The sequence below is a fragment of the Verrucomicrobiia bacterium genome (assembly GCA_036405135.1).
Classification (GTDB): Bacteria; Verrucomicrobiota; Verrucomicrobiia; order Limisphaerales; family JAEYXS01; genus JAEYXS01.
Genome location: DASWYF010000042.1, coordinates 1 through 15,099 on the forward strand (window position 1 = coordinate 1; position 15,099 = coordinate 15,099).

Sequence of the window (15,099 nt, forward strand, 5' to 3'; positions counted from 1 at the left end):
ACTTGGCCTTCGGCCCTTCCTTTACCAGCAGCGAGCTGCCAGCACCTAAATCTATCCCACAAAACCCTCAAGAAAACCACCTCTTTTCACTAAAATTTGTGATGAAAACCCAACCTTTTCGACACCAAGAACATCCAAAAATCACAACTTACGTAACTCGCATTTCTCATCCCCACTGCTCCTCTTCCTGCTCGCATAGTTCGCGTGTTTCGCGGTCACTCCTCTCTGCCTTTCCTCGTAAATCGGAAATTCTTCTCCGCTCTGCTTGTGCCTTCTGTGCCTTCCTTGCCCCGGCGTTTTGGTCGGGGTTTGTGCCATCCTCCCTCTCCGCGTTTCCATGGTGAATTCTTTCTGTGTATTCTGCGTTTTCCGTGGTTCATCTTTCCCGTCCCCTTTTCGCGTAGTTCGCGGTTCACCCCTTCCTGTCCCTACTGTTAGAGCGCTTAAAAAAATACTGTGGCCGAGTGGGGCGTGGATTTGGCGAAGGAGCAGCTTCCAAAGACCCTGTGACGGAGCCGAAACGAAGCCAGAACCCAAAAAGACCGCCCGCTTCGCTCTCCAGACAATCGGCGACAGGATTTTTTAAACCGCTCTAAAAGTTGGACGTTGAACGTTTTCCAAAAATCCTCATCCTCCCTCCATGTCCACCCCCGCGCAGCACCTGACAAGGCGTCGCTTCGTAACCCTGACCGCCACCGCTACCCTTTTAGCTCCAACCCTATCTGTATTCGCTGCTGCAAGTGAACCCCCTCGCTCCACCGTCGAGGCCGCCCTGAAAAAAGCCGCCACCTTTTACGCCCAGAACTGCTCCAACTCCGGCGGCTACGCTTGGCGACACAGTCGCGACCTTCGCCTCAGTGAAGGCGAGGGCGAAACCTCCAAGACCTCTTCGTGGGTTCAGCCGCCTGGAACACCCTCGATCGGCGACGCCTTGCTCGATGTCTATGAAGTCACCGGTGACAAACAGTATCTCGATGCCGCCAAAGCCGCTGCGAACGTTCTCATCAAAGGCCAACGCCTCTCGGGCGGCTGGTATTACAGCGTGGAAATGGACCCCGCCAAACGCGCTGGCGAAGGCTATCGTGATAACCCCAACCATCGCCCGCCCAAATCCGGCCGTGACCTCAAGAACCTCACCATGCTGGATGACGACACCTCGCCCGCTGCCCTGCGCTTCCTCATGCGCTTGGATAAGGTTACCGGCTTCAAAGACCCCGCAATGAAAGACACCATCGCCTACGCGATGAAATCCATTCTCCTCTCCCAATACCCCGTTGGCGCGTGGACCCATAATTACGACCGCTGGCCCAAAGGCCACGACCCGAAAGAATATCCGATCCTCAAAGCCAGCTACCCCGCGCAATGGCCTCGCACCTGGCCCAACGACTGGACCGGCCACTATCACCTGAACGACAACATCTCCGGCAACGTCCTCGCCACCATGCTCCTCGCCTACGAGATCTATGGAGAGGACCGCTACCTCGCCGCCGCCAAGCGCACTGGCGATTTCTTCCTCCTCGCCCAGATGCCCGATCCCCAACCCGCCTGGGGCCAGCAATACGACGTGAAGATGCAACCCGTCTGGGAACGCAAATTCGAGCCCCCCGCCATCAGCGGCCTCGAATCCCAATACGTGATGGAAAGCCTCCTCCTGCTCTATCGCAAGACCGGTGACGCGAAATACCTTGAGCCCTTCGCCAAAGCCCTGCCCTACCTCAAGAAGTCACTCCTGCGCGATGGCCGCATCGCCCGCTTCTACGAGCTCAAGACGAACAAACCCCTCTGCTTCATCGTACAGGACAAAGTCTATCACCTCTCCTACGATTTCAGCAAAGCCCCCGACCACTACGGCTTCATCTTCGACTCCAAGCTGAACCAGATCGAAGCCGAATACAATCGCCTCAAAAACGGTGGCGACACCGCCCGCCAAGAACTCCCCGCCCACGAACGCCTCAACCCCACGCCCGCCGAAATCAAAACCATCATCGCCCAAATGGACCCCCGCGGCGCGTGGATCGACACCCGCTCCCTGAAAGGCCATAAGAAGGCTTCCCCCGAAGGCGTCATCCAATCCGAAACCTTCATCAAAAATGTAGAAGCCCTCTGCGCCTACCTAAAGAACACGAAGTAACGCGCAACGCAGTGCAGTGGGGCAGGCGCCCTCGCCTGCCTTAGTCGGACAGCCGCCCTCGGCTGTCACCTTTGGAGCGTGGGCGTCCTCGCCCACAGCAACATCCATAAGCAAAAGCAGCTCACTCTTCGCCCATGACTAACGCCCGGATTTCTTTTTCTCCGTGCTAAAATTTTCTAGAACCTCAAGCACGCTCCAAATGCATATCCCTTAAAAAAAACGTGCCAGCTCTCGGACCAGAATCATTTCACTCCAAAATCTATCGCCAGCTTAATCACGAAAAACAAAATGCACTTATTTCAATCGGATTTGAAAATTTTGCTGACCTGAAATTGAACATTCCAAGCATATCGCTCCAGAATTTCTTTTTTGTCCACATCTCTGCAATGCTCAGACTCTGACAAAAGCTGTGGAAAGAGATAATTCAATCGCCACACATGATCTTTGAGAACATGGTCTTCCTTGGCATAAAATTTCCCTATCTCGCCAATCAACTCAATTACGCGATCCGCTTGCTGCCTTGGCAATGTCTTATCTGCACGAGCAGAAACACAAAGTCCTGCAGCGAGCTGATCATACTCTTGCATTAAACCTGAAATCGTTTGCATTTGCTCAAGAAGTTGATTCTTCCCTCTTTCGTAATTCTACTCAATTACATATCATCACATCCCAACTTAGATTCTGCCAGTATTCTTCTCGTGTATTTCTATTAGACAGTTTCCGTTCACCCAAAACCGCGTCAAGCCTCCCACATCTTAGCATTGGTGCTTTGTCATTGCTCATTCCTTCGTCATTGAGATTTCGTCATTGGTCATTCCAAAAGGTGCATTTCCCAAAGGCCCGTGCCCATCCGCTTTATTGCCAGAATTTCTTCGCTGTTCTACTCGTCGCGCTTGTCCATCTTGCCTTTCTCCAGCGCCGCAAACGTGTCGAAATCGCTTCGGAAGAGCCGATCCTGGATCACCCGGTATTTCTCGAATTCGCTTTCCTCGTGGTCCTTGGCGATTTCCGCGCTGATGCGCCCGGCGTCTTGCAACACTTGCCGCTCATCCGCCGAAAGGAAGATGTCCAACCGCTTCGCCCAAGCATCCATCGTCATCGGCACCCGGCGCTTCGCCCGGCTCTCCGCCAGGTCCAAGTAGGCGTTTACGATGCGCCCCAAGTCCTCCAGCTCCGTCTCCGTCAGATAATTTTTTGCCACCACCACATCGCTTTTCAGTATTTTCCCGCCCGGGGCTTTGGCCCAGCTCGTCAACCCCATGCGTTCCTTCGTATGGTCCGCCCGCTTAACGATCAGCTCAGCGGCCGTGTGACCGTGGACGGCGTAATGCATCTTGTTCTGCACTTTGGCGAAGAACGCCTGCGTGATCGGCGCGTCCCGGTCATAATCCATCGCCGTGGCATAGACGTCGGCGATCTTTTGGTAAAAGCGCCGCTCAGACAGGCGGATCTCCCGGATCTCCTCCAGCAGACGCTCGAAGTAGTCCTCGCCCAGAAACGCCCCGTTCTCCATCCGCTTCCGGTCCATCACATAGCCCCGCAGCGTGTAGTCCCGCAGGACCCCTGTGGCCCATTGCCGGAACGCCGTGGCCCGTTTGGAATTCACGCGATAGCCGACGGCAATAATCGCATCGAGATTGTAGTGCAAGATGTGGCGCTCAACCCGCCGTTTCCCTTCGATTTGAACTGCTAAGAATTCTTTAGCAGTTGCTGCCTCCGGCAATTCACCTTCGGCGTAGATTTTCTTGAGATGGATCAGCACGTTCTCCGGAGTCGTCTCAAAGAGCAGCCCCATCCCCTTTTGTGACAGCCAGATCGTGCCCTCCTGCACCCGCACTTCCACGCCATCACCGCCGGTCTGGTAGGCAAAAGTCAGAAATTCCGCCGTGCTGTTCCGGATGCGCACACTGTTCGGTGATTTCTTTTTAGGCATAGGCAACCCACTCAGTCCGCTGGCATCCGTATCTTTTGTCCTGATAACCACACAGGGTCCAGCCGAAACCCCATCCTTCCGCTTCTTCTCGGCATATCCACGCACTACCCCCGCTTGTCAGTGGCCAAGGAAAGCACAGTAACGCTCCACCACCCTCGCCCCTCGGAGGGGAGAGGGCCGGGGTGAGGGGTGCCGGGCTTTTCCCTTCTCCTTGCTTCTCTCTCTTCGTCGGCAGTGTCAAGATACGCCCGCTTCTTCTCGTTACTTCCCCTAATACCTCGTGACCGCGCAGAAAGCCTTCCGCCCCGTCAGGTGGATTTCTCCAAGCAATCCGGGCATTCTAATCATTGGCTCCGGCGGCGATCCGCCCTAATCTCTTCCCCCATGAAACCCTTCGCTGCGTTCCTCGCGGCATTGTTATCGCTGGTCGTCACCGCTCACGCCGCTGCCCCGCGCCCGAACATCATCCTCATCATGTCCGATGACATGGGCTTCTCCGACCTCGGCTGTTATGGCAGCGAAATCAGCACGCCCAATCTCGATTCACTCGCCAAGGGCGGCCTCCGTTTCACTCAATTCTACAACACTGGCCGTTGCTGTCCCACGCGCGCCTCGCTCCTTACTGGTCTGTATCCGCATCAGGCCGGCATCGGCCACATGGTGGACTCCAAGAACAAACCCGGCCCCGGTTACGCCGGTGATCTCAGCCAGAACTGCATCACCATCGCACAGGCGTTGAAGCCCGCCGGTTACCGCACCTACATGACCGGCAAATGGCACGTCACCCCGAACGAAGCCACCAAGCCCAATCCCAGCAAACACAACTGGCCGCTCCAACGCGGCTTCGACCGCTACTACGGCACCATCCACGGCGCGGGCAGCTTCTACGATCCCAACTCCCTCGTCCGCGATAACGAACTCATCTCCCCCTTCGCCGACAAAGAATACACGCCCAAGGAATATTACTACACGGATGCCATCAACGACCACGCCACCCGCTTCATCGCCGATCACGCCAAGCAGCACCAAGGCGAACCCTTCTTCATGTACATGGCCCACACCGCCGCCCACTGGCCCATGCACGCGAAGGAATCCGACATCGCCAAATACAAAGGCAAATACGATGCGGGCTTCGAGCCCATCCGCGCCGCCCGTTGGGAAAAGCTGAAACAACTCGGCCTCATCGATAAGCAATGGGCGCTCACCCCGCAATCCGATGAATGGAGCGACGTGAAAGACAAGGCGTTCGAAATCCGCTGCATGGAAGTTTACGCCGCCATGGTCGATAACATGGATCAAGGCATCGGCCGCGTCATCGCCGAACTCAAGCGCCAGGGCATCTACGACAACACACTCATCTTCTTCCTTCAAGACAACGGTGGTTGCGCCGAACTCATGGGCCGTGGCGCGAAACCCATCGTCCCGCAACGCGCCGATAAACCTTCTCTCCCGCCCATGGCCGCCACCGATCTGCAGCCCGACATGATCCCCAAGCAAACCCGCGATGGCTATCCCATGCGTCAAGGCTACGGCGTCATGCCCGGCGGCGCAGACACCTACATCGGCTACGGTCGCGGCTGGGCGAACGTGAGCAATACCCCCTTCCGCGAATACAAACACTGGCAACACGAAGGCGGCATCAGCACCCCGCTGATCGCGCATTGGCCCCGAGGCATCACGCGCGCACATGCAAACCAACTCGTCACCTCCCCCGCCCACCTCATCGACATCATGGCCACCTGTGTGGATCTCGCCGGTGCCAAGTATCCCGCAGATTTCAAAGAACAGAAGATTACCCCTCTTGAAGGCATCAGCCTTTCGCCGAGCTTCAGCGGCAAACCACTCGCCCGTACACAACCCATCTACTTCGAGCACGAAGGCAATCGCGCCGTGCGTGATGGCCAATGGAAACTCGTCGCCAAAGGCCCCGCTGGCGATTGGGAACTCTATGACATGACCGCCGACCGCACCGAAACGAAAAACCTCATCACCCAAGAACCCGTCCGCGCCAAAACGATGATCCAGCATTGGGAAACCTGGGCCAAACGCGCCATGGTCCTCCCGTGGAACTCCGAACCCGCCTACGGCGAAAAAGCGGCCCAAGGGGCAGGCAAAAAGAAAAAGCAGAACTAACCATTTTCCATTATGTATCTTTTTCTGTCCTCCAATAGCATAGCAAATTTCTCCAGCGGCGGTAAATGTTATAAGCCGTCGGCGAAACCAGCTCGACGTAGCACCATGCCCCGTGCTGCCGGATTCCAGCCGGCAGTCCGCGACGTCCGTCGTAGCACAGCACCTAAATACACTACCTTGCTGCTAACACTCCTCTGGTTAGCCAGCGCTATAACCTTATTCGCCGCATCAAAGCCCGACATCGTCGTCTTCCTCACCGACGACCAAGGCCAGCTCGATCTCCAGCCCTACGGCGACAAAAACCTGCGCACGCCCAATATGCAAAAGCTCGCAGATGCGGGCATGCTCTTCACTCGCGCCTACGTCGCCTCTCCTAGTTGCGCTCCCAGCAGAGCCGCGTTGCTCACCGGCCTCATGCCCGCCCGTAACGGCTCCGAAGCGAACCACTCCAAGCCGCGCGCTGAGTTGAAGAAATGGCCCGCCTATTTCCAAGAGCTCGGCTACGAAGTCATCGCCTTCGGCAAGATCTCGCACTACAAGCACACCGTGGATTACGGTTTCGACTACTTCGCCCACGACACCTTTCACGATCACGCCTCCATCCCCGCTGCTGTTGAGTATCTGAAAAATCGTCCACGCGAAAACGCCAAGCCCCTCTGCCTCATGGTCGGCAGCAACTGGCCACACGTCCCCTGGCCCGATGACGCCTCCGCCTACGATCCCGCCAAGCTCCCCTTGCCCGCTGGCAGCATCGACACACCTGCTACTCGCGAATGGCGCGCCCGCTACGCCGCCGCCGTGACGAAAGCCGATGCCGACCTCGGCACCATCCGCACCGCCGTGAAAACTTATCTCAGCCAGGACGCCCTCTTTTTCTTCAGTGCCGATCACGGCGCGCAATGGCCCTTCGGCAAATGGAACTGCTACGAAGCCGGTGTCGCCGTCCCCCTCATCGTCGCGTGGCCGGACAAAATAAAGCCCGGCTCCCGCACCGACGCCATGGTAAGCTGGGTGGACTTCCTCCCCACCCTCGTCGAAGCCGCTGGCGGCAAGCCCGCAAAAGACCTCGATGGCCGCTCCTTCCTGAAAGTGCTGCAAGGCAAAGCAGGTTCACTCCGCGATAAAATCTTCACCACGCACACCGGCGATGGCCAATGGAACATCTACCCCATCCGCAGCGTGCGCACGGAAGACGGCTGGAAATACATCCGCAATATCCATCCCGAATACGCCTTCACCACCCACATCGACCTCGCCGCGAACCAGCTCAACACCGCCTACTTCCCCACTTGGGAAGAAGCCGCAAAAACGAATGCAAACGCCGCCGCCATCGTGAAACGCTATCACGCCCGCCCCGCCGAAGAACTCTACGACCTCAACAAAGACCCCAAAGAACAAGTAAACCTCGCCACCGATCCCAAACACGCCAAACGCCTCAAATCCTTGAGCACCGAACTCGATGCCTGGCTGAAATCCCAAGACGATAAATTCACCGTCGCTGGCAAACCACGTCCCCTGAGCGATCCCTCCACCTACGGCTCCAAAGCGCAGAGCGGCAAAGCCGCACCAAAAGACGGCGGCAAGCAGAAAGCCAAGAAACAGGAATGAAATTCTTTCTGTGAACGACGAAGCCCAAACGCCCGTGCTGCCGGATTCCAGCCGGCAGTCCAAACGCTTCCGTCGCAGCACGAAATCTCACAAATGTTCTCCCTCTCCTCTCAACGAGGAGAGGGCCGGGGTGAGGAGTGAGAATGCCAATCGTTAACCATATCGCAGGCAGCCCTAACACTCTCCCAAACCTTTACCTCCCCATCAGCTATCAGCTAATAACTAGCCATGCAACGGACGCATCTGTTTATCGCCTGCCTTTTGTTCCTGTTCGCCGCCAGTGCGGTGGCGCAACATCCGGACATAGGCCCCGCGCAGTGGGTTTATCTGGATAATGGTCAGGTGCGTCTCGGCGTGAAGAAATCCTCAGGTGCCGGCATCGCCCATCTTTCCCTCAGCGGCTCCGACCGCAATCTTCTCAACCACTTCGATCATGGCCGTCTCGTGCAGCAGTCCTACTACGGCAAGGAAGACGGGACCCTCTGGGCTGGCAAACCGTGGCGCTGGAACCCCGTGCAAGGCGGCGATTACAAGCACGGTGCCGCCAAGGTGCTGGAAATCAAATCAACCAAGACCACGCTCTACGCCAAGTCCATGGGGCGGCACTGGTCCGGCTGCGTGGATCTCCCGGAAGTGACGTTCGAGCAATGGATCACCCTCACCGGCAAGGTCGCCCACGTGCGCTACAAGATGACCTACACCGGCACGAACTCGCATCCCAAGGTCCACCAGGAAGTCCCCGCTGTCTTCATCGAACCGGACCTCCCCACCTTGGTCACTTACACCGGAGAAAAACCTTGGACTGGCGATGCACTGCACACCTCCCAACCCGGCTGGCCCAACGAGAATCGCCGCATCACGGAAAACTGGGCGGCCTATGTGGACAAGGACAACTTCGGCGTCGGTGCCTACGTGCCCATCGCCTCCAAGATCACCTGCTACCGCTACAATGCGGGCGGCAAAACCCAGCACGGCGCGTGCTCCTACTTCGCCCCCATCATTGATCTGGCCATCACCCCCGGCACCGTCTTCGAATACGACCTCTACCTGACTCTCGGCAAACCCGACGAGATGCGCGAGACGTTCAAAAAACTCCGCACCCAATCGAAAAAGTAACCGCAATCTTCGCAACGACTTGGCCGATCAAGGATTGAGTCAATTTACCCTCAATCACTTTTTGCGCCTTTTGTGCTTCTTTGCGGCTATTCCTACTTCCCCTTCTTCTCCCCCAGATTCAGCGGCGGCCGTGCCTCCTTCGCATATTTTTCATACCGCGCCCGCAATTCCTTCACCTTCGCCGGATTCTCCGCCGCCAAGTTCTTCTTCTCCCCGATATCTTGCGGGATGTTGAACAGCTCCACCTGCTCCTCGACCGGTTGCCCCACCTTCTTTTTCTTGCCCGCTTTCCCGTCACCTTCTTCCTGCTCGAGTCCCGGTGAACTCCCGTTCAGCACCAGCTTCCAATCGCCCACGCGGATGGCTCCTCGCTTCGGCTCCGCATTAAATAAAATCTCCGCATGCGGCGATGGCTTCCCTTGAGTCAACGCAGGCCACAGATCCAATCCATCCAGCGCGAGCTTCTGTTTGTCCTTCTCCAATGACGCACCGCCCAGCTTCAACAAAGTCGGATACCAATCCACCATGTGCAGCGCCGTGTTCAGCCGCGCACCCGCCTTGATCTTCCCATCCCAAGTTGCAAATGCCGCCGCCCTCACACCGCCTTCATACAACGTGTGCTTGCCCGCGCGTAGCGGCCCATTATCCGTGACCTTGCCGGGAGAGAATCCACCGTTATCACTCGAGAAGATGAAAATCGTGTTCTTGCGAAAACCCTTGTTCTCCACCGCTCCGACGATCTGCCCCACCGCCTCATCCAGTGCCGCTAGCATTCCTGCCAGCGTCTTTCGCTGCCCGGTCAACTTTGTATAAGGCTCCGTGTATTTCTCCGGCACCTGCAGCGGTGTGTGCACCGCATTGAACGGCACGTAGAGAAAGAACGGTTTCTCTTTGCTCTGCTCGTTCACAAATTTCACCGCCTCCTTCGCGATCAAATGCGTCGAGTAACCTTCCTCCTTCACCTTCTCCCCATTTCGATACCAATCGAGCTGATCATCACGCTCATGCGTGTTGTAATCGATCGCTCCGAACAGATGCCCATACGCGTGATCAAACCCGCGTGCGTTCGGCCAATACGCCTTGTCGAAACTGCCCAGATGCCACTTGCCAGTGATAGCTGTCCTGTAACCCGCTTCGCGCAAAGCCTGCGGCAAGGTGCGCTCCTCCAATGGCAAACCATACGTGGCCCAAGGCCGGATCACGCCCACCTGCAAACCTGTGCGGATCGGATACCGCCCCGTCATCAAAGCCGCCCGCGTTGGTGAACAAACTGGCTGCACATAAAACGTCTCCATTACTGTTCCCGCCGCCGCCAGCTTGTCCAGGTTCGGCGTCTTGATCTCCTTCCCGCCGCTGAACCCGCAATCCATGTAGCCCAGATCATCCGCCACGATGAAAACGATGTTCGGCTTCTCCGCCGCCTGCAAAACACCGCTCAAGAACGTCGCCAACAACAATGCCAGAGATGTCATCTTCATATGAATTCAATTCACTCGGTTAACCACTCAGACGAAAAATTTTGCTCACCGGTTACGAATCCAGATTACGCCCAGCCCGGCATCATTCGCCAGGTTCGTGAACTCGTTCATGTATTTATCCCCATCACTCGGCTCTCACCATGGACTCCGCCTCATCACCCTGCCGTTTCATCCACTCGCGCAATTCCGTCTTCAATCTGCCCACGCGCTTCGAGTGTCCCCGGTGATCGATCAGGTTGGTCAGCTCAAAAGGGTCGGACTTCGTATCATAGAGTTCCCAGCGCGGGTGCTGCTCGATCAGGTTCACCAATCTCGCCGCTTCCGCATCATCTTTTGCCTTGGTAGTCCAGGAAGAATAGACATCTCCATGACTGTCCGGGATACCCATCACTCTCGTGAAGTGCGTTGTCCATTTGCGTTCAGGATTCAAGTTCAGCACCAGTTTGAACCGTTCATCGCGCACCGCCCGTTGCGGGCACATGTTCATCTCTCCATCACCGGTATGGCTTGCAAAGATCAAATCGCGGAACTTTCTCTCATGTCCCAGCAGGACACTTTTGAAACTCTGGCCATCGATGCCTTTCAACCCGCTGCCACCCGCCAGATCGTTAAATGTCGGCAGCACATCCACCAAAGAGATGAGCGCACTGTTATGCGTCCCCGCTTTGATGTATCCCGGCCAGCGGGCGATGAACGGCACACGCAATCCGGTATCATACACCGTCCATTTGCAGTGCGGCCACTCCGGCCCCTGATCGCTCGTGAAAAGGAACAGCGTGTTCTCCTCGAAGCCATGTTTTTTCAAGGAGCCCAGCACCTCGCCCACCCGGTGATCCATGGTCGTGATGTCCTGATAATAGTTCGCCAGGGCCGTGCGAGTCTTGGGCGTATCAACCATGATCGGCAGCACCGGCAGCCTGGCTGGATCATAAATCCTGTTCTTCTCCCAGATCACATGAGGATTGTTATCCGCCAGTATCAGGCACAGCGGCTGAGCCGGTCTCTCTTTCGCGTGTTGCTCGAGGAAAGAATCCACCGCTTTCGCATCCAGGCCTTCCGCGCGATAGCGGCGCAGAACTTCCGGATTCACCGGCAAGGTCGCCTTCAATAACTCGAACGGATAGACCGATTGCGGCTTCACGTGGCTTTTGTTCGCCAGCACCACACGATAACCCAAGTCTCCCAACTCATGCGGCATAGACCTTACGCCCGCACGGGAACCCGTATGATTTCCCATTAACCCGTTCCGTGAAGGATAGAGGCCGGTATATAGCGCCGCCCGTGAAGGCGCACACGTAGGTGACGCTGCAAAAACACGCTGAAATCTCACCCCCTCGGCCGCAAGCCGGTCCAGGTTCGGCGTGCGGACCGTTTTGTTTCCGTAGCAGCCGACAAAATCCACACCCAAATCGTCTGCCAGATAGAGCACGATATGCGGTCTTTCAGGCGCAGCCATGCTGGCATGAACGAGTAGGAACAAAATCCCGGTCACCAACGGAAAGCAACGCCAGCGCAAGTGCAACGCAGCCATAGGGAACATGACACCACCATAGACCAATGCCGTCGGTTGGCAATGCCCGCAATCCGCCTGCCCCTTGCTGAAACACACCCTCACACCACCTGGAACAAACGGGCGCCACCGCCTACTTCGGCTTCATCGCGGTCAAATCCAGCGTATCTCCCAAATCCTTCTGTAAGGCCTGCAACTGCGCGAATAACTCCTTCACCTTCCCCGCCTGTTTCACATCCCCCGCCAAATCCGTCATCTCAAACGGATCTTTCTTCAGATTATAGAGCCGCAACTTATTCGCCTTGGGATACACGATCAGTTTGAAATCTCGCGCTGTCACCGAGCGTTGCAATTCCAGATACGCACCATAGATCTGCTGATAGGGCGAGAGCTTCGCATCACCGTGGATCAGCGGCAGCAGGCTATTGAAGTAAACATGCTCCGGCGCTTCCGCTCCCGCCAGCGCGAGTGAGGTCGCCATCGCATCCTGCAAATAGATCGGCGCTTCGATGCGGCGTCCCTTCGTCACCCCCGGTCCCGCCACAATGAACGGCACGCGCACGCTGTGATCATACATGTTCTGTTTGCCCAAGAGGCCGTGATGTCCCACCGCGAGTCCATGATCCGCCGTGAAAAATATCCACGTATTCTCTTCCTGCCCGGTCTTCTTCAATTCATCGAGAATGCGACCGATCTGCTGGTCCAGATGCGTGATGAGCGCGTAGTACTCCCGCCGATGCGTCTTCACCGCGAACTCCGTGCGTGGAAAAGGACCAAGCTTTTCATCGCGCAAATCAGAACCGCAACCGATGGCCTCCTTGAACGGATACTCCGCGAGATAATTCGTGGGCGTTTGGATGCGTGTGAGTGGATAGCGGTCCAGAAACTCTTTCGGTGCCTGACGCGGATCGTGCGGCGCGTTGAACGCAATATACATGAAGAACGGCTGCGGCTGTTGCTTCGCACGTTGCAGATAGTCGATCGCATCATCCGCCGTCACTTCGCTCCAATGCTTGCCGCCCTGCCAGAAGCCGCCGAGATTTGTGTCCGTTGAACTCCACGGATCAGGCTTTCCTTCCAGCGGACGGTTATACGCCTCCGGCGTGTCCTTCGGCATTCCGGCACGCACATGGTTCGCCACATGAAACGCTTTCTCTGCATTCGCCTTGATGTGCCACTTGCCGCTGAAGTAAGTCACGTAACCTGCCTTCGCCATGAGCTGCGGCCAAAGCACACCCGCTTCACGTTCCTTGTCCGTCTGGTCATAGACCTTGTTCGCGCTCCAGACAGAACGTCCCGTGATAAGCATCGTGCGGCTCGCCACACAAACAGCGCCACTCCATGAACCCATATTACTGGCCCGCGTGAACGTCGTGCCGCGCTTCACCAGCTTGTCGAGATTCGGCGTATCGATGTCTGTATGGCCAAAAGCACGGATGGCTTCATACGTGTAATCATCCGCGAACAGGAAAAGGATATTCGGCTTCTTATCCGCCGCTTGAGCGGAAGAAATGGCGCCCATCAAGACAGCAAAGCAAAGCAGCAGACGCACCAATGCGATGTGGAACATGTATGGAGTCTAACAAAGACTCCGGGCGGATAAAAGGAAATGGTGAAACCTCTCCTCATCACCCGGCGTCTGTGCTATCGTCCTTGGCGAACCCGGAAACTTATGAAGCATTGGCTCATCGCATGTCTGCTGGCACTGGCGGCTACCTCTACCGAGGCGGCTCAGAAACCGAACATCGTCCTCATCTATGCCGATGACCTCGGCTATGGCGATGTGAGCGCGAACGGCTCTACAACCATCAAGACGCCGAACATGGACCGCCTCGCGAAGGACGGCCTGCGCTTCACCGCCGGTTATGCGACCTCCGCCACGTGCACGCCTTCACGCTATTCCATGATGACCGGCGAATACGCCTGGCGACAGAAAGGCACCGGCATCTTGCCCGGTGACGCCGCACTCATCATCAAGCCCGGTCGCACCACCCTGCCTTCCATTTTGCAAAAGGCCGGCTATCAAACCGGTGCTGTCGGCAAATGGCACTTGGGTCTCGGTGATAAAGAGATCGATTGGAACGCGGACATCAAGCCCGGCCCCGTGGAAGTCGGTTTCAATTATTCTTACATCATGGCGGCAACGGCAGATCGCGTGCCTTGTGTCTATGTGGAGAATCATCGCGTGGTCGGCTTGGACCCGAAAGATCCGATCTCGGTGAACTACACCAAGAACTTTCCCGGTGAACCCACGGGTAAAGAGAATCCTGAACTGCTCACCAAGCAGAAGCCCAGTCACGGTCACGACATGAGCATTGTGAACGGCATCAGCCGCATCGGTTTCATGAAGGGCGGCAAGGCGGCGCTTTGGAAAGATGAGGACATGGCAGATACGTTCACGGGCAAGGCCGTGCAGTTCATCGAGAAAAACAAGTCGCAACCGTTCTTCCTCTACTTCGGTCTGCACGATCCGCATGTGCCGCGCGTGCCGCATCCGCGTTTCGTCGGCAAGAGTGGCATGGGCCCGCGTGGTGATGCCATCATCCAGGCAGACTGGTGCGTGGGTGAAGTCTTGAATGCCTTGGAGAAATTGAAACTCGCAGAGAACACCATCGTCATCTTCAGCAGCGATAACGGCCCGGTGATCGATGACGGTTATCAAGACGACGCTGTGAAATTGCTTGGCGAGCACAAACCATGGGGACCGTATCGCGGCAACAAATACAGCAAGTTCGAGGCTGGCACCCGTGTGCCATTCATCGTTCGCTGGACCGGCAAGATCAAACCCGGCGTGAGCGATGCGATGGTTTCACAGGTCGACTTCCTCGCAAGCTTCGCCGCGCTGACCGGACAACCGCTCGCTGAAGCGGATGCGCCGGACAGCTTGAACATGCTGCCCGCGTTGCTCGGCGAATCAAAGCAAGGTCGCGATTTCATGCTGGAGCACGCGAATGGTGTGGCCTTGCGTCAGGGCAACTGGAAGTTCATCGAACCGAGCAAGGGCCCGAAGGTGAACAAGAACACGAATGCGGAAACGGGCAACGACGAATTACCGCAACTCTATGACCTGAGCAAGGACGTGAATGAGCGCAAGAACGTGGCCGCCGAGCATCCAGAGAAAGTGCAGGAGATGCAAGCGGCGCTGAACAAGTTCAAGCAGGCAGGACGGACACGGCCTTAATAAGTATTA

General features: G+C 56.7%; 10 protein-coding genes. 5 read left to right on the top strand and 5 right to left on the bottom strand.

Annotated elements, in window-relative coordinates; translation table 11 throughout:
- Window positions 1–640: 640 nt before the first annotated feature.
- Window positions 641–2,131 carry a polysaccharide lyase gene (locus tag VGH19_20215; GenBank protein ID HEY1173701.1) on the top strand — a complete coding sequence of 497 codons (1,491 nt, stop codon included), beginning with the start codon at window positions 641–643 and terminating at the stop codon, window positions 2,129–2,131.
- Window positions 2,132–2,430: 299 nt separating this feature from the next.
- Here the strand turns inward: VGH19_20215 and VGH19_20220 are convergent, their stop codons facing one another.
- Window positions 2,431–2,739: a hypothetical protein gene (locus tag VGH19_20220; protein HEY1173702.1), complete on the bottom strand. Its 309-nt coding sequence runs from the start codon at window positions 2,737–2,739 to the stop codon at window positions 2,431–2,433.
- A gap of 272 nt (window positions 2,740–3,011) precedes the next feature.
- Window positions 3,012–4,064 (bottom strand): virulence RhuM family protein, encoded by a 1,053-nt coding sequence (locus VGH19_20225; GenBank protein HEY1173703.1) that lies wholly within the window; start codon window positions 4,062–4,064, stop codon window positions 3,012–3,014.
- 384 nt (window positions 4,065–4,448) lie between these two features.
- On the opposite strand from VGH19_20225, the gene VGH19_20230 reads away from it, so the two are divergent.
- The 3 genes from VGH19_20230 to VGH19_20240 all read left to right on the top strand — a co-directional run bounded on the left by VGH19_20230 (window position 4,449) and on the right by VGH19_20240 (window position 8,921).
- A complete protein-coding gene (locus VGH19_20230; GenBank protein ID HEY1173704.1) occupies window positions 4,449–6,197 on the top strand; it encodes an arylsulfatase in 1,749 nt (582 codons plus the stop codon).
- Window positions 6,198–6,302: 105 nt separating this feature from the next.
- Complete coding sequence (locus VGH19_20235; GenBank protein HEY1173705.1) at window positions 6,303–7,805, top strand: sulfatase; 1,503 nt, start codon at window positions 6,303–6,305, stop codon at window positions 7,803–7,805.
- 228 nt (window positions 7,806–8,033) lie between these two features.
- Window positions 8,034–8,921 (top strand): hypothetical protein, encoded by an 888-nt coding sequence (locus VGH19_20240; protein HEY1173706.1) that lies wholly within the window; start codon window positions 8,034–8,036, stop codon window positions 8,919–8,921.
- A 92-nt stretch (window positions 8,922–9,013) separates the two neighbouring features.
- Here the strand turns inward: VGH19_20240 and VGH19_20245 are convergent, their stop codons facing one another.
- From VGH19_20245 to VGH19_20255, 3 genes are all read right to left on the bottom strand, one after another.
- Window positions 9,014–10,399, bottom strand: coding sequence for an arylsulfatase (locus tag VGH19_20245; protein ID HEY1173707.1), 1,386 nt, complete (start codon window positions 10,397–10,399; stop codon window positions 9,014–9,016).
- Window positions 10,400–10,523: 124 nt separating this feature from the next.
- The gene (locus tag VGH19_20250) at window positions 10,524–11,855 is read right to left on the bottom strand and encodes a sulfatase (protein ID HEY1173708.1); all 1,332 of its coding nucleotides are present in this window, start codon (window positions 11,853–11,855) and stop codon (window positions 10,524–10,526) included.
- A gap of 187 nt (window positions 11,856–12,042) precedes the next feature.
- On the bottom strand, window positions 12,043–13,479 hold the full coding sequence (locus tag VGH19_20255) for a sulfatase-like hydrolase/transferase (GenBank protein ID HEY1173709.1): 1,437 nt from the start codon (window positions 13,477–13,479) through the stop codon (window positions 12,043–12,045).
- A 102-nt stretch (window positions 13,480–13,581) separates the two neighbouring features.
- On the opposite strand from VGH19_20255, the gene VGH19_20260 reads away from it, so the two are divergent.
- Window positions 13,582–15,090 carry an arylsulfatase gene (locus VGH19_20260; protein HEY1173710.1) on the top strand — a complete coding sequence of 503 codons (1,509 nt, stop codon included), beginning with the start codon at window positions 13,582–13,584 and terminating at the stop codon, window positions 15,088–15,090.
- Window positions 15,091–15,099: the final 9 nt, after the last annotated feature.

What these genes read in the sequence shown, in the direction of transcription:
- VGH19_20225 (HEY1173703.1), bottom strand. Translation starts at nt 4,064, where the DNA reads ATGCCTAAAAAGAAATCACCGAACAGTGTGCGCATCCGGAACAGCACG.
- VGH19_20245 (HEY1173707.1), bottom strand. Translation starts at nt 10,399, where the DNA reads ATGAAGATGACATCTCTGGCATTGTTGTTGGCGACGTTCTTGAGCGGT.
- VGH19_20240 (HEY1173706.1), top strand. Translation starts at nt 8,034, where the DNA reads ATGCAACGGACGCATCTGTTTATCGCCTGCCTTTTGTTCCTGTTCGCC.
- VGH19_20235 (HEY1173705.1), top strand. Translation starts at nt 6,303, where the DNA reads ATGCCCCGTGCTGCCGGATTCCAGCCGGCAGTCCGCGACGTCCGTCGT.
- VGH19_20250 (HEY1173708.1), bottom strand. Translation starts at nt 11,855, where the DNA reads ATGGCTGCGCCTGAAAGACCGCATATCGTGCTCTATCTGGCAGACGAT.
- VGH19_20255 (HEY1173709.1), bottom strand. Translation starts at nt 13,479, where the DNA reads ATGTTCCACATCGCATTGGTGCGTCTGCTGCTTTGCTTTGCTGTCTTG.
- VGH19_20260 (HEY1173710.1), top strand. Translation starts at nt 13,582, where the DNA reads ATGAAGCATTGGCTCATCGCATGTCTGCTGGCACTGGCGGCTACCTCT.
- VGH19_20215 (HEY1173701.1), top strand. Translation starts at nt 641, where the DNA reads ATGTCCACCCCCGCGCAGCACCTGACAAGGCGTCGCTTCGTAACCCTG.
- VGH19_20230 (HEY1173704.1), top strand. Translation starts at nt 4,449, where the DNA reads ATGAAACCCTTCGCTGCGTTCCTCGCGGCATTGTTATCGCTGGTCGTC.
- VGH19_20220 (HEY1173702.1), bottom strand. Translation starts at nt 2,739, where the DNA reads ATGCAAACGATTTCAGGTTTAATGCAAGAGTATGATCAGCTCGCTGCA.